This window comes from Agarivorans sp. JK6, from assembly GCF_045277145.1.
GTDB lineage: Bacteria > Pseudomonadota > Gammaproteobacteria > Enterobacterales > Celerinatantimonadaceae > Agarivorans > Agarivorans albus.
This window is the reverse complement of the sequence record NZ_CP113525.1, coordinates 1,413,168-1,435,005: the sequence shown is the minus strand read 5'-3', so window position 1 is coordinate 1,435,005 and position 21,838 is coordinate 1,413,168. Positions and strand designations below refer to the sequence as shown.

Here is a 21,838-nt window from a genome sequence, read left to right as displayed (position 1 = left end):
AAATTCCTAAAAGAGTTTTGCCTAATTAGCTGGCAGCTTTTATCCTTGCAGCTTCGTTCAACTAAATAGCCAATAATTCGATTACGCTGATGACTGAAACAAACCTAGAAAAACATACGCCAATGATGCGCCAGTACCTTAATCTAAAGGCGCAACACCCTGATATTCTTCTGTTCTATCGGATGGGCGATTTCTATGAGTTGTTTTATGAGGATGCAAAACGCGCATCTGAACTAATGGATATTTCTCTAACCAAACGTGGACAATCTGCCGGTACGCCGATTCCCATGGCAGGCATTCCCTATCACGCGGCCGAGAACTATCTTTCACGACTTGTACAACTAGGCGAGTCAGTCGCAATTTGTGAACAGATTGGCGACCCAGCTACCAGTAAGGGGCCGGTCGAACGAAAAGTAGTTAGAATCATCACCCCTGGTACAGTAAGTGATGAAGCGCTACTAGAGGAAAAGCAAGACAACTTATTGGTTAGCGTAGTAAATCAACAGGAACAAATTGGTCTTGCTTATCTGGATATTGCCAGTGGTCGCTTCGTTATCAATCAGTTTAATGGCGAGGATCAGCTACAAGCCGAACTACAGAGACTAAGCCCAGCCGAGTTGCTCTACCCCGACGATTTTGAATTTTACCCAAGTTTGCAAAGCTACAAGGGTTTGCGCCGACGCGGTGAGTGGGAATTTGATTTAGCCACTGCAGAAAAAGTACTGAACCAACAATTTGGTACTCGTCACCTAGATGGTTTTGGCGTGAGTGAATATCCCCTCGCCCTGTCGGCAGCGGGCTGCTTGTTGCAATACGTGCAAGATACCCAGCGCACTGCATTGCCACATATCAACGCAATTATTATCGAAAGCCAAAGCCAGTTTATTCAGTTAGATGCAGCTAGTCGAAAGAACTTAGAGCTTACTCGAAACTTGGCCGGCACTTATGACAATACTCTCAGCGCCATTTTAGATCGCAGCGCCACCGCCATGGGTAGCCGTTTGCTCAACCGCTGGATCCATCAACCGTTGAGCAATCAGCAAGAAGTTGTCGCTCGCCAAGATTGTATTGCCGAGATCTTAAGTGCTGACCTCTATCCACAACTTCAAAGCATTCTTAAATCCATAGGTGACATTGAGCGTATTTTAGCGCGTTTAGCATTGCGCTCTGCTCGTCCTCGGGATCTTGCTCGCTTACGCAATGCTTTTGACCAACTGCCCGAGCTGCAAAGTTATTTACTTAACTGCCAGGCTTTAGCCCCTTTAGCTAAAAACATCGGTGAGTTCCCAGATACCCTCACACTGCTACAAAATGCAATTATTGATAATCCTCCAGTACTCATTCGAGATGGTGGGGTTATTGCGCCAGACTACAATCAAGAACTGGATGAGTGGCGTAACTTAAGTGACGGGGCTACTCAGTTCTTAAGTGATATAGAGCAGCGTGAGCGCGAGCAAACAGGCATCGCTAATCTAAAAATTGGCTATAACAAAGTGCATGGTTTTTATATCGAAGTTAGCAGAGCCCATGCAGAACAAGTTCCTGAGCACTATATTCGCCGTCAAACTTTAAAGAATATGGAGCGCTACATCATCCCTGAGCTTAAAGAGCACGAAGAAAAAGTGCTTTCTAGTCAAGGTAAAGCGCTAGCCCTTGAAAAACAGTTATACGAGCAACTACTCGACCTGTTAATGCCAGAGCTAAGCAAAATGCAACAAAGTGCTCAAGCCATTGCTCAACTAGATGTTCTAGCTTGTTTGGCAGAAAGAGCGGAAAGCCTAAACTATTCTCGCCCAAGCTTTGTGAAAAACTCAGGTATTAGTATCCAAGGCGGCCGTCACCCGGTTGTAGAGCATGTAAATGAAACACCATTTATTGCCAACCCAGTTCAGCTAAACAAACAGCGCCAGCTATTAATAGTTACAGGCCCTAACATGGGTGGTAAATCGACTTATATGCGCCAAACAGCACTTATCTGTTTGATGGCTTACATGGGAAGTTATGTTCCGGCTGATAGCGCAGAGCTTGGACCAATAGATAAGATTTTCACTCGTATTGGTGCGTCCGATGATCTGGCAAGTGGTCGTTCTACCTTTATGGTTGAGATGACTGAAACTGCAAATATATTGCATAACGCCACTGCCAATAGCCTAGTACTGATGGACGAAATTGGCCGAGGAACAAGCACTTATGATGGTATGTCATTGGCTTGGGCTGTCGCGCAGGCATTAGCTAAAATTAAATCGCAAACTCTTTTTGCTACTCACTATTTTGAGTTAACGCAGCTTCCAGAATTGTTGGAAGGGGTAGCTAATGTGCATTTAGACGCGGTTGAACATCAAGACACCATCGCATTCATGCATCAAGTACAAGATGGCGCGGCGAGTAAAAGCTATGGCTTGCAAGTTGCTGCTCTTGCCGGCATTCCAAAAGCAGTCATCAACCAAGCGAAACGAAAGCTCAAACAACTTGAGGCGATTGAGCCTGTTGGCTCAAATGCATTAAATGGAGACTTAGCTGCTCAGTTAAACATGGACTTAGGCGAACCAGAACCTCACCCGGTTGTTGAGCAGCTTAAACAGCTCGACCCCAACGAACTAACTCCTAAAGCAGCTTTAGATTTATTGTATAAACTAAAACAGCAAAGTCATTAAATTACCTGTTCAGTCAGCAACTAAAAAAGGAAGCCTAAGCTTCCTTTTTATTATCTAATATTTCTTTAACTACACTTTAAACAGCGAATCTATAGATAAATTCTGTAGAGAAAGTATATCACGTAAGCGACGTAGCGCTTCAACCTGAATTTGTCTAACACGCTCGCGTGTTAAGCCTATCTCACGGCCCACATCTTCCAGCGTAGATGCTTCATAACCTAGTAAACCAAAGCGACGTGCTAATACTTCGCGTTGTTTGCTATTTAGCTCGCCTAACCAACCAACGATACTATTTTTCATATCGTCGTCTTGGGTGCGGTGTTCCGGTCCGTGGTCATTCTCATCTGAAATGATATCAAGCAAGGCTTTGTCATTATCCCCACCGATAGGTGTATCAACTGAGCTGATGCGTTCGTTTAGACGTAACATCTTAGTGACATCTTCAACCGGACGATCTAGCGTTTCAGCAATCTCCTCGGCGGTTGGTTCATGGTCCAAACGGTGGGCTAATTCACGTGCTGTACGTAAATATACATTTAGTTCTTTCACCACATGAATCGGTAATCGAATAGTTCGAGTTTGATTCATGATTGCTCGTTCAATGGTTTGGCGAATCCACCATGTAGCATAGGTAGAAAACCGGAAACCACGCTCGGGGTCAAATTTTTCCACTGCTCGAATCAAACCAAGGTTCCCTTCCTCGATTAAATCTAGCAGTGCTAAACCACGATTATTATAGCGGCGAGCAATTTTTACTACCAAGCGAAGATTACTTTCAATCATTCTTTTACGCGCGGCTTCGTCACCTCTAAGGGCGCGGCGGGCATATAGGACTTCTTCTTCGGCGGTAAGTAATGGAGAGAAACCAATTTCGCCAAGATAGAGCTGAGTAGCATCTAAACTCTTGGAAACATCGGCTTGCATGATGTCATCTTTATCAGATTTTTTATCAACAGTTTGATTCTTTGAATTTTCTGTTGAAACGCTTTTAAGTTTTACAGCAGTTTTTACTTGGGTCATAGCATAACCTCCCTGAACAAGACCTGATTGCTGTTATTGTTATATGCAATCTAGGCTAGAGTGCCGGTAGATACTTAGCTGGATCTACTGACTTTCCTTTGAAACGGATCTCAAAATGTAATCGCGTATCTGTTGTTCCTGTATCGCCCATATCGGCGATATGTTGCCCTACTACTACTTGCTGTTTTTCTTTGACACGTAAACGACTGTTATGAGCGTAAGCACTTAAATAATCATCATTGTGTTTTATTATTATTAGTTTTCCGTAACCCCGTAATGCACTACCTGCATACACCACTCGACCCGGTGCTGAAGCTACGATTTTTTGGCCTTGCTTACCGCGAATATCTAGGCCTTTATTACCATTCTCTTTGTTAGAGAAACCCTTGATAATCTTGCCTTTTGTTGGCCAAACCCAGCCTTTGACGGGACCGGTTTGAGCCTTCACGGTAACTTTCGGCGAGTTTTTAGCGTATGCCTTTGTTGACGTTGATTCAAGTTCTTTTGACGATTTATTAACATCTTTAACTTGCGGCTTCACAGTTTTATGCTTATTGGTTTTAGCTTTACTGGTTTTAACACTGCTAGCTTTCAGATTTATAGTTTGACCAACATATATTGTGTAGGGAGGCGGAATATTATTTCTTTTTGCTAATTGTTCGGGGTCGATCCCAGCCCGCCAAGCAATCGAGTACAGTGTTTCGCCCTTTTTTACTTTATAACTGGAGCTATTTAGGACACCTCGAGTCTCTTCGTTATAAGTTCCAGCATTAGTAACTGGCGCGGGGCCGCCTTCTCGACTACACCCTTGTAGCAAGCAAACGAGAAACACTAAGCCCAAATAACGCCAGTAATTCATAGTGTTAACGAAGCAATAAGTACGCTACCACAGCTAAAGCCACAACTAACCAACCTAAAATTTCTACATATTTACGAAGTTGAGCTTCCATTTTTTCGCCGCCCCACATCATCAAGCCAGCCACTAGGTAAAAGCGCATACCGCGACCAACTAAAGAGATAAGCAAAAACGGAATAAATGCCATATTCAGAATACCGGCAGTTAAGGTGAAGACCTTGTATGGAACTGGGGTGAAGCTAGCCACAAAAATTACTAATACACCCCACTTTTCAAACCATTCAAAGGCCACATCCATTTTATGTTGGTAGCCCACCGATTTTATCAGCGGCTCCACAAGAGGCTCGTAGAAAAACTGACCTAAGGCATAACCCAAAGCCGCCCCTAATACTGAAAAAATAGTCGCCAACATAGCAAAGCGTAATGCTTTATTAGGGCGAGAAAGCGCCATAGGCGCCAGCATGACATCGACAGGAATAGGCCAAAAGATAGATTCTATAAAACTCATCCCTGAAAGATAACGTACCGCATGGCGGTGCTCAGACCACGTCATCACTCTATCGTATAAGGCACTAAAAATTTTCACGCTAATTCACCATTAATTAAAGGAACAAAACGAACGGGTTCAAGATTACGTTGGGTAAAACCTTGGGTTTGTTTTTCTACTAAGATAAGCGACTGTTGCTGCTGTTGCTCACCTACTGGAATAATCATTTGGCCACCTACACTCAGTTGCTCAACTAACGCTTGAGGAATAGCTACTGCAGCGGCAGTTACAATAATTGCGTCGAATGGCCCTTTGCTTGCCCAGCCTTGCCAACCATCGCCGTGTTTTGTTGCAACATTATGTAAATCGAGCATTTTTAAGCGGCGTTTGGCTTGAAACTGCAAGGTTTTAATCCGTTCAACTGAGTAAACCTGGTCGACTAAAGAAGCTAAAACCGCAGTTTGATAACCCGAGCCGGTGCCAATTTCGAGCACTTTTTTTGGCTGTGTTTGCAGCAATATTTCAGTCATTTTGGCCACAATATAAGGTTGAGATAAGGTTTGCCCTTGACCAATTGGCAGGGCGGTATTATCCCAAGCTTGATGTGCAAGCGCTTCATCAATGAAATACTGTCGGGGTAGTTTAGCGATAGCGTTCAAAACGGCTTGATTTTGTATACCGTGCTGACGTAGTTGATTCACCAATTTCACACTATTTGGGCTTTCGCCAAATTGCATTACCTTGCCTCCCAATCCTTGATCCATGTGTCTAGTTTGCCAATAAAGCTGTGGGCTGTCATATCTATTGTTAAAGGTGTTATTGATACATAGCCCTGAGCAACAGCGTGAAAGTCGGTGCCTTCACCTGCATCTTGCTTTTCTCCAGGTGGACCAAGCCAATAAATGTCGTGGCCACGTGGATCTTGTTGTTTAACCATCACTTCTGCACGATGCCGGCTGCCAGCCCGAGTTACCTTTACGCCCTTAATCTGCTCCATTGGCAAATCAGGAACGTTCACATTAAGAATTTGATTACTCGGTAAGGCATGCTCGCGCAGTTGCTTAATCAACTTTAAAGTTACTTCTGCAGCGGTTTGATAGTGCTTCCCTTCACTGCCTACTAACGATACAGCAATTGCTGGTAAACCCAAGTTTCTTCCTTCCATTGCTGCAGCAACGGTACCAGAATATAGTACGTCATCACCAAGGTTGGCTCCTGCGTTAATACCCGCCACCACGAGTTCTGGTAGCTCATCCACTAACTCGTTAATCGCCAGATGCACGCAATCTGTGGGCGTCCCCTTAACAGAGATAGTTTGTTCATCTAAGTGCACAATGCGTAAGGGATTTTCTAGAGTTAAAGAGTTACTGGCACCGCTACAATTGCGGTCTGGGGCAACCGTTAACACCGGCGCTAGTTGCTTTAAGCACTGCGCTAAGCATTGAATGCCAGGTGCATTAATACCATCATCATTACTCACTAATATGGTCATGACCTTCACCTTGGCAATTTACTATTTCACGCAATATGCTTGTTGCGTAGTTTCCTGCACTTAGGTAGAAGCTCAGTACTAAGTCATTACCATCAAGCTTCGCGCTAAACTGTTGTGGTTTAAGAGCCAAAGCCCTGCGCTCCATCTTCAAACCTGCTTCATTTAAGCCTGCAATAATTTGAGGGTAGAGACTCAGTACGCTTTGCTCAAAACGCAAAGCATCCTCTAAGCAAGCTAACTCCCCCTTCCCAACCATAGGTGCAGAAAGCTCAATTTCGCCTTGCTGGAAACGCTCAACAATATCTGCATCAACTTGCTCAGCGACAAAATAAGCATTGCTGCTAGCAAATTTCATCACATCACCAGTTAGTACTTCAGAAAAATGCTGCTGGGCGATTCGTTCACTCACAGCTCGGTTGAACACTAAGCTACGCGCAGCTGAGAGGTAAATACTGCGTTTATCGCGGTTTTTAATGCGCTTACCGGCAAACATAGCTAAAGCACTGTCTATATTGCTGGCGCTTCGTCCAAAACGCTGCGCGCCGAAGTAATTTGGCACTCCCGCTTTTGCAACTAAATCTGCGCGGATTAACGCATCGTTCGCATCTGATACATCACGCAAACGGATCTTAAAATTGTTTCCAGACAAGGCCCCGCGTTTTAGCTTTCGGTTATGCCGTTCAACGGCAACAACTTTTACCCCATCGCCCAACAGCTCGGGTAACTCAACATTAGGCTTTCCCGGCAACTGAATACTAAACCATTGAGTTGTTACCGCGTGGCGATCCTTTAAACCCGCGTAGCTAACCACTTTAGGGCTGACTTGGCAGGCTTCGGCCAGCATTTTTACCACCCATGAAGTATTTTCACCGGTTTTTTCCACCTTCACCATCATGTGTTCGCCATCGCCACTAAATTCAAAGGGCAATACTTCATCCACACAAAAATCAGCGGCTTGTTGTTTTAAAATACCGCTACTCTGGGGCTGGCCATGGAGATAACTGAGCTGGTTAATTTGCTTTAAATAATCACTCACTTAGTTTTCTCCAGTAATACAACGGCATGACTAGAAATACCCTCTTTACGCCCTTCAAAACCAAGTTTTTCTGTTGTTGTGGCTTTTACATTAATTTGGCTTATATCGGCCTGCAAGTCTTCTGCGATATTTAGCCGCATGGCTTCTATGTGCGGCGCCATCTTAGGTGCTTGGGCCACAATGGTTAAATCAAGATTTGCCAGTTTAAAGCCGCGCTCAAATATTTGCGCGACCACTTGGCGTAATAAAATTCGCGAGTCGATGCCGGCATATGCCTGATCATTGTCGGGGAAATGGTGACCGATATCGCCCAAGGCTAGTGCGCCTAACAAAGCATCACATAAAGCATGAAGAGCAACATCGCCATCAGAGTGAGCAACAAATCCTTGCTCGTAAGGAATGGCGACACCAGCAACCATTAATGGGCCTTCTCCACCAAACTTGTGAACGTCAAAACCGTGGCCAATGCGAATACTCACTTATACTTCCTCTTCATTCTGTTGCTGGCTGATAAACCATTTTGCTAAGGCCAAATCTTCTGGGCAAGTCACTTTAATGTTATCGCTACGCCCTGTCACTAAGCTCACCGGGCAGTTCGCCCACTCCATAGCAGACGCTTCATCGGTAATCACTACGCCAGTTAACAAGGCATTTAGTATATTGTCTTTAAGCTGCTTAACCTTAAACATTTGCGGGGTTAATGCATGCCAAAGCTGTTCTCTCGACACCGTTTGGGCAATTTTGCCATCGGCACCGCGTTTCATCGTATCGCGAACTTGAGTGGCTAAAATACCACCACATTGCTGTTGTTCTACGGCGCTAATTAATTTGCTAATGTCACTTTGGGTAATGCAAGGCCTAGCCGCATCATGCACTAAAACCCATTCATCTTGCTTAGCCGCCTTGAGCCCAGCTAATACAGAGTCTGCCCGTTCATCGCCACCAATCACTGTATTAATGCGTACGTCTTTGGCTAAGGGTAATTGGTTAAACCAAGTGTCCTTGGGGTGCAATACAATGATTAAGTTTTTAATAGCAGGGTGTGATAAAAAGACCTTGGCGGTAGTTTCTAAAATGGTCTGCTCACCTAAACGCAAATACTGTTTAGGAAGAGAGGCTTGCATACGACTACCAATACCTGCGGCAGGTAACAGCGCAGTATATTGCTTGCATTCAGATTTCATGAAATGTTGATACTCGGAGCCACTTATTGTTCTATTTCGGAGGACGGAATTATGCGATAAAAAGTTTCACCCTGCTTAATCATGCCAAGTTCATTACGCGCATGCTCTTCTACCGCATCTAAACCGCTGCGTAGATCAGCAATTTCGGCAACTAACACCGAGTTTCTCTGCGCTAATTCTTGATTTGCTAAGTCATGCTTGGTGACCTCTTCACGTAGCGCGAAGTAGTCATTAAGCGAGTTTTTGCCAAACCACAGTTGATACTGCAACAGCAAAACAATCAATATCAGTAAAATCTTAAACGAACGCATGGTTCCTCCCTAAAAGAGATAATCCCATAAAGCCGTTTGTTACTCCATAAGCAGCGTGTTATTTATCTAAATCCTAGGCAAAAAAAATCCCCGCTAGTGCGAGGATTTTTAAAGCTATCGGCTTAATTCAAAAGAATTACTGGCCTTTAACTTCTTTAAGACCGTTGTAAGGTGCTTTTGAACCTAGAGCTTCTTCGATACGTAGAAGTTGGTTGTACTTAGCAACACGGTCAGAACGGCTTAGTGAACCAGTTTTGATTTGGCCAGCTGCAGTACCAACAGCTAGGTCAGCGATAGTTGCATCTTCAGTCTCGCCTGAACGGTGAGAGATAACAGCAGTGAAGCCAGCGTCTTTAGCCATTTTAATTGCAGCCAAAGTTTCAGTTAAAGAACCGATTTGGTTGAATTTAATTAGGATAGAGTTAGCGATGCCGTTGTCGATACCACGCTTAAGGATCTTAGTGTTAGTTACGAACAAATCGTCACCAACTAATTGGATTTTGTCACCTAGAAGTTTAGTTTGGTGAGCAAAACCGTCCCAATCAGACTCGTCTAAGCCGTCTTCAATAGAAACGATTGGGTACTGTTCAGTAAGATCTTTAAGGAAGAAGTTGAACTCTTCTGAAGTGAATTTCTTACCTTCGCCTTTAAGGTCGTAGATGTTAGCTTCTTTGTCGTAGAATTCAGAAGCAGCACAATCCATAGCAAGAGTGATGTCTTTACCTAGCTCGTAACCCGCGCCAGCAACAGCTTCTTTAATTGCAGCAAGTGCAGCTTCGTTTGACTCTAGGTTTGGAGCGAAACCACCTTCGTCACCAACAGCAGTAGAGTGACCACCAGCTTTAAGAACTTTAGCTAGGCTGTGGAATACTTCAGCGCCCATACGTAGGCCTTCACGGAAGTTAGCAGCGCCAACTGGCTGAATCATAAATTCTTGGATGTCTACGCTGTTATCTGCGTGCTCACCACCGTTGATGATGTTCATCATTGGAAGAGGCATAGAGTAAACACCTGAAGTACCGTTTAGGTCAGCGATGTGAGCGTATAGTGGTACTTTCTTAGAAGCAGCAGCAGCTTTAGCAGCAGCTAGAGATACAGCTAGGATAGCGTTAGCACCAAAGTTAGCTTTGTTGTCAGTGCCGTCTAGGTCGATCATGATTTGGTCAAGCTCAGCTTGAGCCAATGCGTCTTTACCAGCAAGTGCTTCTGCGATTGGGCCGTTTACAGCTTCAACTGCTTTTAATACACCTTTGCCTAAGTAACGAGCTTTATCGCCGTCACGTAATTCTAGGGCTTCACGTGAACCAGTTGATGCGCCAGATGGAGCAGCAGCCATACCGATAGAACCGTCAGCTAGGTGTACTTCAGCTTCTACAGTTGGGTTACCGCGTGAATCCATGATTTCGCGACCAAGTACTTTTACGATATTAGACATTACTAATTTCCTCTATATAAATGAACTTCTAACTCTCTAAAAAACATTACTCGCTAATTGAGTCTAGCGAGCTTTATTAAATTCACCAGCTGCCTTTACAAAACCTGCAAACAACGGATGTCCATCGCGAGGCGTAGACGTGAATTCAGGGTGGAATTGTGCTGCCACAAACCAAGGGTGAGCTGGGTTTTCAATGATTTCTACTAACTTTTTATCCGAAGAAAGACCCGTTACCTGTAAGCCTTTCGCGGTAATTTTTGGCAATAAAGTATTGTTAACTTCATAACGATGGCGATGGCGCTCATAAATCTCTACGCTGCCATACAACTCTGCCACCTTAGACCCTTTGGTTAGATGACAAAGCTGCGAGCCAAGACGCATTGTACCGCCTAGGTCAGAATCTACATCGCGAGTTTCTACTTTACCGTCTTCATCAATCCACTCGGTAATTAAACCAACTACAGGGTGTTTTGATTTAGGGTCAAACTCACTTGAGTGGGCACCTTTTAGGCCAGCTACGTTACGTGCGTATTCAATTAACGCTACTTGCATGCCTAAACAAATACCCAAGTAAGGAACATTATTCTCACGAGCATATTGTGCGGCTAAAATCTTGCCTTCTACGCCACGCTCGCCAAAACCGCCAGGTACTAAAATCGCATCTAAGTCTTTTAGTACATCGGTGCCTTTTACTTCAAGATCTTGAGAATCTACATATTGAATCTTCACACTTAAACGGTTTTTAAGCCCGCCGTGTTTTAGCGCTTCATTAACTGATTTATAAGCGTCAGGTAATTCAACATACTTACCCACCATACCAATAACAATCTCATTGGTTGGGTTAGCTTCTTCGTAAATAACTTGTTCCCATTCGCTCAAATCAGCTTCTTCGCACTCTATACCGAAACGTTCGGTCACTAGAGCATCTAAGCCTTGAGACTTAAGCAATGCTGGAATTTTGTAGATGCTATCAACATCTTTTAAGGAGATTACCGCGCGATCTGGTACGTTAGTGAACAAGGCGATCTTAGCGCGCTCGTTAGCAGGAATTGCACGGTCACTACGACAAATAAGAATATCAGGCTGAATACCAATTGAGCGCAACTCTTTAACCGAGTGCTGAGTAGGCTTAGTTTTCACTTCGCCAGCCGCCCCCAAATATGGAACTAAGGTGAGGTGCATGTACATGGCGCGTTCGCGGCCAATCTCGGTACCTAATTGACGAATAGCTTCTAAGAAAGGTTGCGATTCGATGTCACCCACGGTGCCACCAATTTCAACAATGGCTACATCTACACCTTCGCCGCCCGCCACAACACGCTCTTTAATTGCGTTAGTGATATGAGGGATCACCTGGATAGTCGCGCCTAAGTAATCACCACGACGTTCTTTAGCCAGTACATCAGAATAAACACGACCCGTAGTGAAGTTATTGCGCTTAGTCATTTTGTTACGAATGAAACGCTCGTAGTGACCCAAATCTAAGTCAGTTTCAGCGCCATCTTCGGTTACAAATACTTCGCCGTGTTGGATCGGGCTCATTGTGCCGGGATCAACGTTAATGTAAGGGTCAAGCTTCATAATGGTCACTTTAAGACCGCGAGCTTCGAGGATCGCAGCTAATGATGCAGCGGCAATACCTTTACCCAAGGAGGATACTACGCCTCCAGTGACGAAAATGTACTTTGTTGTCATGTCTAACCTGAGAAGTTGGATGTGTTAAGGGCGTATCTGCGATACTTGGACGGGGGCATAGTATAGCAAAGCCTCTTTAACACCACAATCAATGTCACTCTATCAAGACTAAGATTTAGTGGTTTTGTTGTAAATCAATTTTTGTAATTTTCTTTCACTTTATCCCACAGCGCATCCATCTCTGAAAGGCTCATACTTGCTAAGTTTTTCCCCGAATCCCTTGCCAGCGCTTCAACGCCTTGGAATCTACGGGTAAACTTTTGGTTAGCAGAACGTAGTAAGTCTTCTGCATCAAAATCACAAGCTCGGGCTAAATTTACGCAAGAAAACAACAAATCACCGATTTCTTCAGCAATATCTTGCTGGTTCTTCTCGGCAATGGCTTGCTTAACTTCCACTAACTCTTCTTCTACCTTATCGATAACAGGAGCCACATCTGGCCAATCAAAACCCACACTAGCACAACGCTTTTGTAGTTTTTGCGCTCGGCTTAAAGCCGGAAGCGCCAAGGGCACATCGTCTAATACACTCACGCTGCTAGATTGCGCTTTACTGGCGCGCTCTTTGGCTTTTTCTGCTTCCCAATTAGCTTTAATGGCCGCTTCATTCTTAAAAGCTTGTTCAGTGAAAACATGGGGATGACGGCGAATAAGCTTTTCACAAATACCATCCACCACATCGGCAAAATCAAAATCGCCTTGCTCTTTAGCAAACTGTGCGTAGAACACCACTTGGAACAACACATCACCCAGTTCCAGCTTCACTTCTGAAAAGTCTGCTTGCTCTAAAGCTTGGTTAATTGCATCTGCCAGCTCGTAGGTTTCCTCTATGGTATAAGGAACTATACTTTGCCAATCTTGCTTTTGGTCCCAAGGGCAACCCGTTTCTGGGTCGCGTAGCTGCGTCATAATGCTTAACAGCGTCTCTATGCTATAAGGGCGTTGTGACATTGAAATGAAAATTCCTGACTAGTTAGCGTAAACGGCGCGCTTCGATAATATGGTTAAGCTGATTTATTTTGGCTAATACCCGCGATAAGGTTTCCAAGTTATAAATCTCTATTTCCATATCAATGGTAGCGGTTTGGCTTTTTACATCTGAGTGGCTCTGCATGCCCATCACATTCACTTTGTCGTTAGCCAACACAGTGGTGACATCACGTAACAAACCGCTTCTATCATTAGCAATAATGCGAATGGTTAAACTATAACTGCTGGCAGTATTGTCGCCCCATACCGCATCAATCACTCGCTCTGGCGTACGACTCACTAACTCAGCAAGCTGTTCACAGTCGTGACTATGAATAGAAATGCCACGCCCTTGGGTAATAAAGCCTTTAATACTGTCACCCGGTATAGGCTGACAACATTTAGCGATATGGGTCATCAGGTTGCCAACGCCATCTACCACGATGGAATCTTTAGCCCGTTTTTTCTTTTGACCGTGATGCTCTGCCTTTTTGGCAATGGTTTCTAATGCTTGGCGATCTTCTTCTTCTGCGGTTGGTTTATTGAGCGTGGCCTGCAAATGATGAATTAATTGGCTCAGCTTTACATCGCCCGCGCCAACAGCGGCCAGCAAATCATCGAGGTTTTTAACATTGAAACGCTCTACACACAGCTCAGCATCACTCAGTTTAAAACCATGTTTATGTAGCTCTGCTTCAAGCAGCTCTTTACCGGCAACTTGGTTCTTGTCTTTGTCTTGTTTTTTAAACCAGGTAGCTATTTTATTTCGGGCACGCGAGGACTTCACATAGCCCAAATTAGGATTGAGCCAATCGCGGCTGGGGCTAGATTCTTTTTGAGTAATAATCTCAACTTGCTCACCAGTGTGTAACTGGTATGTAAAGGGCACAATTCTGCCGCCAATTTTGGCGCCGATACAGCGGTGCCCCACTTGGCTATGCACATAGTAGGCAAAGTCTAAAGGCGTAGAGCCCGCGGGCAAATCAATCACTTCACCGCTTGGGGTGAATACATATACCCGGTCGTCAAATACTTGAGAGCGCAGCTCCTCAAGCATGGCACCATTTTCGGCAATATCGTCTTGCCATGCTAATAGCTTACGCAACCACGCAATTTTGTCTTCGAAGTCATTTCGACCACCGCTGCCACCCTCTTTATACTTCCAGTGAGCGGCCACGCCAAGCTCAGACTCTTCATGCATTTGCTTGGTTCTGATTTGAACCTCTATCGACTTGCCTTCTGGTCCAATTACCACGGTGTGAATAGATTGATAACCGTTCGGTTTTGGATTGGCAACATAGTCGTCAAATTCGCTAGGGATATGGTGCCACGAGGTATGTACTATGCCTAATATGGCGTAACAATCTTGCAGTTTTTCAGCCACAATCCTAATTGCACGCACGTCAAACAACTTATCGAAAGATAAGTCTTTTTTCTGCATTTTTCGCCAAATGCTGTAGATATGTTTTGGGCGACCATAAACTTGCGCATCAATGCCTGCAGCTTCAATATCCTGCTGCAACTTAGCCACAAAATCATCGATATACTGGGTTCTTGCGAGGCGTTTTTCATCTAGCTGCTTAGCAATTTGTTTGTAGGTGACCGGATGCAAGTAGCGAAAGGTAAAATCTTCCAACTCCCACTTTAATTGGCCTATCCCCAAACGGTTCGCTAGCGGAGCATAAATATCTTGGCTTTCTTTGGCTGCTAATACGCGGATCTCTTCCTCTTCATTTTTTACTTCTCGCAAAAAGCAAATACGCTCGGCCAGCTTGATCACAATAGCGCGAACATCCCCCACCATGGCCAGTAGCATCCGTCGCACATTATCTATTTGTCCAGATGACAGGCTTTTGTTTTGACCGGTTCTTAGCGCCTTCATTGCGTCCATTTGCGCTGCATCGTGACGCAACTTGATCACTTCATCACTAAATTGTGGGCTAAGTTTTTCTTCTGCGAGCAAACCAGCATCAACAAAAGGAAATAACAACGCAGCTTCTAGGGTCGGCAAATCCATGTTAAGGGTAACTAAGATTTCCACCATTTCCTTACCCTTGGTTAAACAACGATGGACTTGGTCTTTATCTGCTTCTAAAGCACGAAAGTAGTTGCTGGCGGCAAACAAGTGCTGTTGATCTTCTACCGCAATATCAAGGCTAGCAACCCACTGATTCTCATCAAATAAAAGTCGTTCATTTAGATGTGTTTCTCGTACCGAAACCATACAACAAAAATTCCTATATCAATGCTACCAACACTGGTTGCTCATCAACCATTAACGTTCAAATAAAGCCATTGTTTCTACGTGTTCAGTGTGTGCGAACATGTCTACTAACGCCAAATTACTTAAGCGATAACCCGCCTGTTTAAGCACTTTGGCATCTCTGGCTAAGGTAGCAGGATTACATGAGACATATACTACGGTGCTTGGACTAAGCTTGGCAACCTGTGAAATAGCTAGTTTTGCTCCTGCTCGAGCAGGGTCGAGTAATACTTTATTAACCTTGGTTTTCTGCCAGGCATTAGCGGTTTCAACTTGCTCTAAATCACCGCTAAATGCACTAACGTTGCTTAAACCATTTGCCTCAGCATTAGCTAGCACTTGCTTAGTCATTGCTGTAACCCCTTCAACCGCAATCACTTGCTGCGCTTTTTGCCCCAGGGCTAAGCTAAAATTACCAATGCCGGCATACAAATCCAATATTTGGTCCTCTGCGCAAGGCTGTAACCACTCTAAAGCTTTAGAAACCAGAGCTTGATTCATGGCTTCATTCACTTGAATGAAATCACCGGGCGTGAAAGCTAAGCGCAAATCCTGTTCAGCCAAATCGTAGTAAGCCTGCTCCCCCATCAAATAGCTCGATTGCTCATCGGTAGCGATGACTAGTGCTATGGAATGTTGCTGAGCAAAGCTGCGTAATTGCGCTGCAATTTTATCGGAAGGCTGGTTACGAACACGGATCCGGCAAACAATTTGTGGCTGGCAGTCAATAAGCTCGACATGACCTAAATTGATAGACTTTGGCCATGTTTTTAATAATTGCTGAAGGGGCACCAGTAGAGCCGACAGTTGCGGTTTAAGCACAATGCACTCTGATATAGCCACAATGTCTTTACTGGATTTTTGACGAAAACCAAGCTGCCAACCACGCTGCTTATCAAACCAAGTGCTCAAACGTGTAGCGCGTCGGTAATGCCAATCATCTCCACTTAATATTTCAAACTCAGGTAAGTCTTGATAACCAGACTGGCGGCTGATGAGCTCAGCTACCGCTTTTAGTTTGTAATCTCGCTGAGCCTGCGCCGACAAATACTGGGCACTACATCCGCCACACTCTTGGTAGAACTGACAAGCTGGCTCGATGCGCTGGGGCGCATCATTTAAACGTTTAAGTAACTTAGCAGGGCCCGATTTAGCACTAGGCAATACATCAACCCGCTCTCCAGGCAACACCCCGTCAACAAAATAGGTTTTGCCTTGGTGTTTTACCACTCCGTTTAAATGGTGATCAAGCGCTAGAACCTGAGCGTCTCTAATTGCCTTTATCGAAGTAGATTTTGCTTTTGCTTTAAAAAATTGGGCCATAGAAGAGACTTATTTACTCGGTGAATACAAAAAGGGACGGGCTTATGTCATCATAAGCGATTGGAACCATGTCATTTTCCCATAAGAAACGTTTATGACCAAGTATGGCTTACGCGCCCGCGTATATATTCTCACTATTATACCTACACTTTTTGTCGGTATCTTGTTGGCGAGCTACTTCACCTTTAATCGAAATCAGCAATTGGATAACTTTGTTATCGAGCAAGGTGTTAATGTTATTGAGCCTCTCGCCATCGCCAGTGAAGTTGGTCTAAGCCGCTATAATCGGGAAAAAGTAAAATCGCTGATTAGCGTTACTCATCGAAAAATGTCACCGTTAATTAAAAGTATTGCGGTGTACGATAAACACAACCAACTTTTTGTAACCAGTAACTACCACCGCAATATTCGCTTGCTACAAAGCGATCCAGAATTACCGCTGCCACAATCAACTCAGGTAGAAATTTACCCCAATCGAATTATTTTGCGTGCGCCAATCTGGGCCGAAGCCGAAGGTAGTTTTGCCGCCTTTAGTAACGGAAAACCAGAGCTGCTGGGTTATATCTCAATGCAGTACAACAAAGACCGCGCCTTACTGCTCCAGTTTAGAGATACCACGGTAGCGCTGTTTATTGTGTTATTTGGCGTACTCATTAGTGTGCTATTCGCCTTCCAATTAAGTAAACAAGTGACCCAACCCATTACCAACATGGTGAACATTGTTGACCGGATCCGCCAAGGTCGCTTAGATGCCCGTGTTGATGGCAGTTACACCGGCGAGTTGGGGTTGCTGAAACACGGTATTAACTCCATGGCTAAATCGCTAGCCGAATATCATGAGGAAATGCACCAAAGCATTGACCAAGCAACGAGTGATTTGCGCGAAACGCTTGAACAGATTGAAATTCAAAACATTGAGTTAGATATTGCCAAAAAAGAGGCGCAACAAGGCGCTAAGGCGAAATCGGAATTCTTAGCCAACATGAGCCACGAGTTACGAACTCCGTTAAATGGTGTCATTGGCTTTGCTCGTCAACTGCTTAAAACTCAGCTAAACAGTAATCAAGCCGACTACCTACTCACCATTGAAAAATCAGCCAACAATCTACTTGCCATCATTAATGACATTCTTGATTTCTCTAAATTAGAAGCAGGAAAACTCAAGCTCGAGCGCATTGATTTTAACTTCCGAGATACCATCAACGACGTGGTGACACTGCTAGCACCAAGTGCTCAAGATAAAAACTTAGAACTTAACTTGCTGATAGAACCTAATGTGCCAGAAGGTTTGCGTGGCGACCCGCTGCGTTTACAGCAAGTTTTCACTAACCTACTAGGCAATGCCATTAAGTTCACCCACCAGGGTGAAATTACCGTTGCGATTAGTTTAATCAAGCAACAAGGCCAGCAAGTAGTGCTAAATGCTGCGGTGAAAGATACCGGCATTGGCATTTCTAAAGAGCAACAATCGCAATTGTTCCAGGCCTTTAAACAAGCAGATACCAGTATTAACCGCGAGTACGGCGGCACCGGTTTAGGCTTAGTCATTACTCAGAAGCTGGTTCAACATATGGGTGGCGACATCAAACTAAGCTCCGAGCCAGAAAAAGGTGCAGTGTTTAGTTTCGATATTCACCTAGAACAAGCCAACATGGTACTGGGAGCCCCGCTGCCATTAACCGCGCTAAGTCAGCTATCTGTGTTGCTATATGAACCGCACCAAGTCAGCCAGTCTGTGATTAGCGGTTTAGCCCAACAGTGGCAATTGCCACTGCAAACCGCAACTGACGATGCTCAGTGGCAAAGCGCGATTAAAGACTTCTCGGGCACGGTAATCATTGGTCATAGTGACTGGCAAACACTCGAGCCCTTACAAAAGAAAATAGCCGAAGCACTAGAGCGTAGCTCGGAAGTGATTGTATTAATCAACTCCAGCGATCCTGATATTCACCAACGGGTTATAGAAGCAGGCGCTAAACACTGCATGAGTAAGCCAATTAACCATCGCAAACTGGCGCAAGCATTAGTTGATGAGAAGATTGCCGTAAATGATGTTGTTACGCCAATGGCAAAAGTTTCCCGCTCGAAACTGGTGTTAAAGGTGCTAGCGGTAGATGACAACGCGGCAAACTTAAAACTTATATCAGCAATGCTGCATGAACTGGTTACCCAAGTTGATACCTGTACTAATGGCTTAGAAGCCATCACTAAAGCTGAAGAAGAAAGTTACGATCTCATCTTAATGGATATCCAAATGCCGATTTTAGATGGCATTAGCGCTACCCAAAAAATTCGCCAGAACAGTAAAAATGAACAAACCCCAATTATCGCGGTTACTGCGCATGCTCTAGCCGGCGAAAAAGAGCAGCTATTGGGGCAAGGCGTTGATGATTACCTAGCAAAACCCATAGATGAATCGTCACTAGAGAAGCTTATCCACCGCTGGCAACCCAATGCTAAATTGCTTAGCCGAGAAGACTTTGCCGCCACCTTGGATCAACCTAAAACTATTGAATTTGAAAATGCTAGCCTGTCTTGGCAACTCGCCATGCAACGCGCTAACAACAACCAAGCCTTAGCCGTAGATATGTTTGTTATGTTGCAAGACAGCTTTGTAGAGATAGAAGAAGCGATTGAGCAGATACTCAATCAGCAAATAAATGCGGACGAGTTTGTGCTACTCGTTCATCGCTTCCGCGGAGGTTGTGCATATAGTGGCTGTAAGCGCTTAGAGTCACTTACAACCACCATCGAAGATAGCCTACGTCAGCACAGTGATGTCGCTCAAGTTGAGCCAGAGTTGCTGGAACTAAGTGATGAAATTGAAAAGGTCAAACAGGCTGCCAAGCAGTTAAATCAGCAGCTAAGCTAAACTTCCAAGGTATTTGGAGCAAAATAAAAGCCGCTATTATGCGGCTTTTTCTTTAGCAATCGATGTAAGCAAGCTAACTAAATATCTTGATTAGCTTCTTGCTCTTTAAGGAAGCGACCGGTTAATACTTGACCGCGATTACGATTGCAGTACCAGTTATAAAATGGGTAGCTAACTAAACCAAATAAGGCTGTTACTAACGCATTACTAAACGGCGAAATAATCATAGGCAATATCGCCTGAATAATGTTGCCACCGTTCATTACCGTATAAATAAGTAATGCTAAACCAGCAATCACACCCACACCAAAACCTACCAAGGCCAATAATTTCATTAGACCAAATAGGTCTAACTGAACGCGATATCGTTCAACCAATGTTCTTCTCCTAATTAGCGCTCTAGTACTACGGTAGCTACCGCGTAGTCACGCTCATCACTAATACTAATAAACTGGCTGCTTACCTCAAGCTTCTCGCACAAGGCCATTGCAGCGCCGCTAAATACCAACTCAGGTTTTCCAAATTGGTTATTGGACACTTCTATTTGTTGAAAACCAACACCTTTGGCAATTCCTGTTCCCAGCGCTTTTGCAGCTGCTTCTTTAGCAGCAAATCGTTTTGCTAAAAAACGCGCTGGGGCAGCATGTTGCTCAAACCGCGCAAATTCAGCTTCGGTTAATACCCGCTTAGCCAATGCATGCATTTGCTTGCTATTGGCTATTCGTTCTACTTGAACGATATCGGTACCTAAGCCTACTATCGCCACAGTTTATGCTTCACCTTGGCGAGCTTGAACCATCAAGGTTTTCATTTCACGCACCGCTGCATCCATGCCAACCATTACTGCACGCGCAATAATCGCATGGCCAATGTTAAGCTCAATAATTTCTGGCATAGCTGCAATTGGCAATACATTATGGTAATGCAAACCATGGCCAGCATTTACTTTTAAGCCTTTATCTGCAGCATAACTGGCCGCAGCGGCAATTTTTTTCAGCTCAGCTTGCTGCTCGGCTTCATCTTCTGCATCAGCATAATGACCAGTATGCAGCTCAATGAATGGCGCGCCAGATGCAATAGAAGCATCAATCTGCTCATCATCGGCATCGATAAATAGCGAAACTAAAATGCCCGCGTCAGTCAGCTTAGTAACAGCTTCAGTGATCTTCTCAAGATTGCCAACAACATCCAGACCACCTTCGGTCGTTAACTCTTCACGCTTTTCTGGCACCAAACACACAAAGTGAGGTTTGTGCTCGCAAGCAATGGCTACCATCTCGTCGGTAACAGCCATTTCTAGGTTTAAGCGGGTTTGCACCGTTTGACTCATGATAGCAACATCACGGTCAACAATATGACGACGGTCTTCTCTTAAATGAATGGTAATACCATCAGCGCCTGCCATCTCGGCAATACCAGCAGCAAGCACAGGATCTGGGTATGTCGTGCCGCGTGCTTGGCGAAGTGTGGCGATATGATCAACATTTACGCCTAATAAAATCTCACTCACAAATATTCCTTTTTCAACAAGGCCTTAATTGAAGGCTCTATTGGTAGTTTTAATTTGACTGAACAATTTGCGACTGGTCAACTCTCTGCCATTGAGCAGTTGAGCAATCACAATTCGACAAAATCTTTTGGCACATAATAAGTGTTGTGCTTGCTGTGGGTCAAAAGCTAATAACATAAGTATTTCCTGATAGCTAAATTCCACCTGCGAAAAGCGGCTGTTGCTAACCACAAAACCCTCATGTAATCGGTATTGATAGCTAAGACCTTGAGCGAATTCTTGCGGCTCGGCTAGGGCAAAACCCAATTCAGCCACCAACAACAGCTCAAACTCGCGCAAACATCCCTCTAAAGGTTGCTGTTTGGCTAAGGCCATTAAGCTGTCTTGATAATGATGATACAAGCTTGGATAAGCGGTATTTTCTTCCAGCAAATAATAAAGCAGCTCATTAAGGTAAAGGGTGCTATAGAGATATTGCCCAAACAGCGGTAGCGCTAAGTTACTGGCTTCTACCTGTTTAAAATTACGCAAACTGCCTTTGCCACTAAGCTCTACTAATAGTGGAACGCCGGGTTGCAATATGCCTCGCCACTTAGAGCGTTTAGCTCTAGCTCCGCGAGCCACAGCACTCACTTTGCCATATTCGAGGGTAAACAGCTGAACTAACAAACTGGTTTCTCGATATGGCCGCGTATGAATAACAAACGCAGGTGTGAGCGCCTGTTCAGGCAA

At 44.4% G+C, this 21,838-nt stretch carries 20 protein-coding genes; 2 read left to right on the top strand and 18 right to left on the bottom strand.

Going from position 1 to position 21,838, the window contains the following annotated elements; all coding sequences use genetic code 11:
- Positions 1 to 89 precede the first annotated feature (89 nt).
- Complete coding sequence (mutS, locus tag OV592_RS06775; RefSeq protein WP_406610872.1) at positions 90 to 2,654, top strand: DNA mismatch repair protein MutS; 2,565 nt, start codon at positions 90 to 92, stop codon at positions 2,652 to 2,654.
- A gap of 69 nt (positions 2,655 to 2,723) precedes the next feature.
- Here the strand turns inward: mutS and rpoS are convergent, their stop codons facing one another.
- The 14 genes from rpoS to rlmD form a co-directional block, all read right to left on the bottom strand.
- Positions 2,724 to 3,674, bottom strand: a complete 951-nt coding sequence (rpoS, locus tag OV592_RS06770; protein WP_016402833.1) for an RNA polymerase sigma factor RpoS — start codon at positions 3,672 to 3,674, stop codon at positions 2,724 to 2,726.
- 55 nt (positions 3,675 to 3,729) lie between these two features.
- Positions 3,730 to 4,533 carry a peptidoglycan DD-metalloendopeptidase family protein gene (locus OV592_RS06765; protein WP_152781628.1) on the bottom strand — a complete coding sequence of 268 codons (804 nt, stop codon included), beginning with the start codon at positions 4,531 to 4,533 and terminating at the stop codon, positions 3,730 to 3,732.
- 4 nt (positions 4,534 to 4,537) lie between these two features.
- Positions 4,538 to 5,116 carry a YqaA family protein gene (locus tag OV592_RS06760; RefSeq protein ID WP_406610871.1) on the bottom strand — a complete coding sequence of 193 codons (579 nt, stop codon included), beginning with the start codon at positions 5,114 to 5,116 and terminating at the stop codon, positions 4,538 to 4,540.
- Complete coding sequence (locus tag OV592_RS06755; RefSeq protein ID WP_406610870.1) at positions 5,113 to 5,754, bottom strand: protein-L-isoaspartate(D-aspartate) O-methyltransferase; 642 nt, start codon at positions 5,752 to 5,754, stop codon at positions 5,113 to 5,115. The genes OV592_RS06760 and OV592_RS06755 overlap by 4 nt, the downstream gene beginning before the upstream one ends.
- Positions 5,754 to 6,509: a 5'/3'-nucleotidase SurE gene (gene surE / locus OV592_RS06750; RefSeq protein WP_406610869.1), complete on the bottom strand. Its 756-nt coding sequence runs from the start codon at positions 6,507 to 6,509 to the stop codon at positions 5,754 to 5,756. The genes OV592_RS06755 and surE overlap by 1 nt, the downstream gene beginning before the upstream one ends.
- The gene (truD, locus tag OV592_RS06745; RefSeq protein ID WP_406610868.1) at positions 6,490 to 7,545 is read right to left on the bottom strand and encodes a tRNA pseudouridine(13) synthase TruD; all 1,056 of its coding nucleotides are present in this window, start codon (positions 7,543 to 7,545) and stop codon (positions 6,490 to 6,492) included. The genes surE and truD overlap by 20 nt, the downstream gene beginning before the upstream one ends.
- Positions 7,542 to 8,018 (bottom strand): 2-C-methyl-D-erythritol 2,4-cyclodiphosphate synthase, encoded by a 477-nt coding sequence (gene ispF, locus OV592_RS06740; protein WP_256471419.1) that lies wholly within the window; start codon positions 8,016 to 8,018, stop codon positions 7,542 to 7,544. The genes truD and ispF overlap by 4 nt, the downstream gene beginning before the upstream one ends.
- 6 nt (positions 8,019 to 8,024) lie before the next feature.
- Positions 8,025 to 8,729, bottom strand: coding sequence for a 2-C-methyl-D-erythritol 4-phosphate cytidylyltransferase (gene ispD, locus OV592_RS06735; RefSeq protein ID WP_406610866.1), 705 nt, complete (start codon positions 8,727 to 8,729; stop codon positions 8,025 to 8,027).
- 23 nt (positions 8,730 to 8,752) lie between these two features.
- Positions 8,753 to 9,040 (bottom strand): cell division protein FtsB, encoded by a 288-nt coding sequence (gene ftsB, locus OV592_RS06730; protein ID WP_016402841.1) that lies wholly within the window; start codon positions 9,038 to 9,040, stop codon positions 8,753 to 8,755.
- Between the two features lie 136 nt (positions 9,041 to 9,176).
- Positions 9,177 to 10,475: a phosphopyruvate hydratase gene (eno, locus tag OV592_RS06725; RefSeq protein WP_016402842.1), complete on the bottom strand. Its 1,299-nt coding sequence runs from the start codon at positions 10,473 to 10,475 to the stop codon at positions 9,177 to 9,179.
- A 63-nt stretch (positions 10,476 to 10,538) separates the two neighbouring features.
- Complete coding sequence (locus OV592_RS06720; protein ID WP_040307427.1) at positions 10,539 to 12,170, bottom strand: CTP synthase; 1,632 nt, start codon at positions 12,168 to 12,170, stop codon at positions 10,539 to 10,541.
- Between the two features lie 134 nt (positions 12,171 to 12,304).
- Entirely contained in the window at positions 12,305 to 13,120 is an 816-nt protein-coding gene (mazG, locus tag OV592_RS06715; protein ID WP_406610865.1) for a nucleoside triphosphate pyrophosphohydrolase, read from the bottom strand.
- Positions 13,121 to 13,142: 22 nt separating this feature from the next.
- Positions 13,143 to 15,362 (bottom strand): GTP diphosphokinase, encoded by a 2,220-nt coding sequence (gene relA / locus OV592_RS06710; protein WP_406610863.1) that lies wholly within the window; start codon positions 15,360 to 15,362, stop codon positions 13,143 to 13,145.
- A gap of 51 nt (positions 15,363 to 15,413) precedes the next feature.
- A complete protein-coding gene (rlmD, locus tag OV592_RS06705; RefSeq protein WP_406610862.1) occupies positions 15,414 to 16,724 on the bottom strand; it encodes a 23S rRNA (uracil(1939)-C(5))-methyltransferase RlmD in 1,311 nt (436 codons plus the stop codon).
- A gap of 94 nt (positions 16,725 to 16,818) precedes the next feature.
- Between rlmD and barA the strand changes: the two genes are divergently transcribed.
- Entirely contained in the window at positions 16,819 to 19,596 is a 2,778-nt protein-coding gene (gene barA / locus OV592_RS06700; RefSeq protein ID WP_406610861.1) for a two-component sensor histidine kinase BarA, read from the top strand.
- Between the two features lie 77 nt (positions 19,597 to 19,673).
- Here barA and OV592_RS06695 read toward each other — a convergent pair whose 3' ends face one another.
- From OV592_RS06695 to recO, 4 genes are read right to left on the bottom strand one after another with little or no spacing between them, the layout of a single operon-like run.
- A complete protein-coding gene (locus OV592_RS06695; RefSeq protein ID WP_016402849.1) occupies positions 19,674 to 19,973 on the bottom strand; it encodes a hypothetical protein in 300 nt (99 codons plus the stop codon).
- Positions 19,974 to 19,987: 14 nt separating this feature from the next.
- The gene (acpS, locus tag OV592_RS06690) at positions 19,988 to 20,362 is read right to left on the bottom strand and encodes a holo-ACP synthase (protein WP_016402850.1); all 375 of its coding nucleotides are present in this window, start codon (positions 20,360 to 20,362) and stop codon (positions 19,988 to 19,990) included.
- 3 nt (positions 20,363 to 20,365) lie between these two features.
- Positions 20,366 to 21,106, bottom strand: a complete 741-nt coding sequence (pdxJ, locus tag OV592_RS06685; protein ID WP_338625040.1) for a pyridoxine 5'-phosphate synthase — start codon at positions 21,104 to 21,106, stop codon at positions 20,366 to 20,368.
- 24 nt (positions 21,107 to 21,130) lie between these two features.
- A complete protein-coding gene (gene recO, locus OV592_RS06680) occupies positions 21,131 to 21,838 on the bottom strand; it encodes a DNA repair protein RecO (RefSeq protein ID WP_220718531.1) in 708 nt (235 codons plus the stop codon).

Bases quoted from the DNA above. Each gene is read 5' to 3' on its own strand.
- mutS (WP_406610872.1), top strand. From the start codon at position 90: ATGACTGAAACAAACCTAGAAAAACATACGCCAATGATGCGCCAGTAC.
- rpoS (WP_016402833.1), bottom strand. From the start codon at position 3,674: ATGACCCAAGTAAAAACTGCTGTAAAACTTAAAAGCGTTTCAACAGAA.
- OV592_RS06765 (WP_152781628.1), bottom strand. From the start codon at position 4,533: ATGAATTACTGGCGTTATTTGGGCTTAGTGTTTCTCGTTTGCTTGCTA.
- OV592_RS06755 (WP_406610870.1), bottom strand. From the start codon at position 5,754: ATGCAATTTGGCGAAAGCCCAAATAGTGTGAAATTGGTGAATCAACTA.
- surE (WP_406610869.1), bottom strand. From the start codon at position 6,509: ATGACCATATTAGTGAGTAATGATGATGGTATTAATGCACCTGGCATT.
- ispD (WP_406610866.1), bottom strand. From the start codon at position 8,729: ATGAAATCTGAATGCAAGCAATATACTGCGCTGTTACCTGCCGCAGGT.
- ftsB (WP_016402841.1), bottom strand. From the start codon at position 9,040: ATGCGTTCGTTTAAGATTTTACTGATATTGATTGTTTTGCTGTTGCAG.
- eno (WP_016402842.1), bottom strand. From the start codon at position 10,475: ATGTCTAATATCGTAAAAGTACTTGGTCGCGAAATCATGGATTCACGC.
- OV592_RS06720 (WP_040307427.1), bottom strand. From the start codon at position 12,170: ATGACAACAAAGTACATTTTCGTCACTGGAGGCGTAGTATCCTCCTTG.
- mazG (WP_406610865.1), bottom strand. From the start codon at position 13,120: ATGTCACAACGCCCTTATAGCATAGAGACGCTGTTAAGCATTATGACG.
- relA (WP_406610863.1), bottom strand. From the start codon at position 15,362: ATGGTTTCGGTACGAGAAACACATCTAAATGAACGACTTTTATTTGAT.
- rlmD (WP_406610862.1), bottom strand. From the start codon at position 16,724: ATGGCCCAATTTTTTAAAGCAAAAGCAAAATCTACTTCGATAAAGGCA.
- barA (WP_406610861.1), top strand. From the start codon at position 16,819: ATGACCAAGTATGGCTTACGCGCCCGCGTATATATTCTCACTATTATA.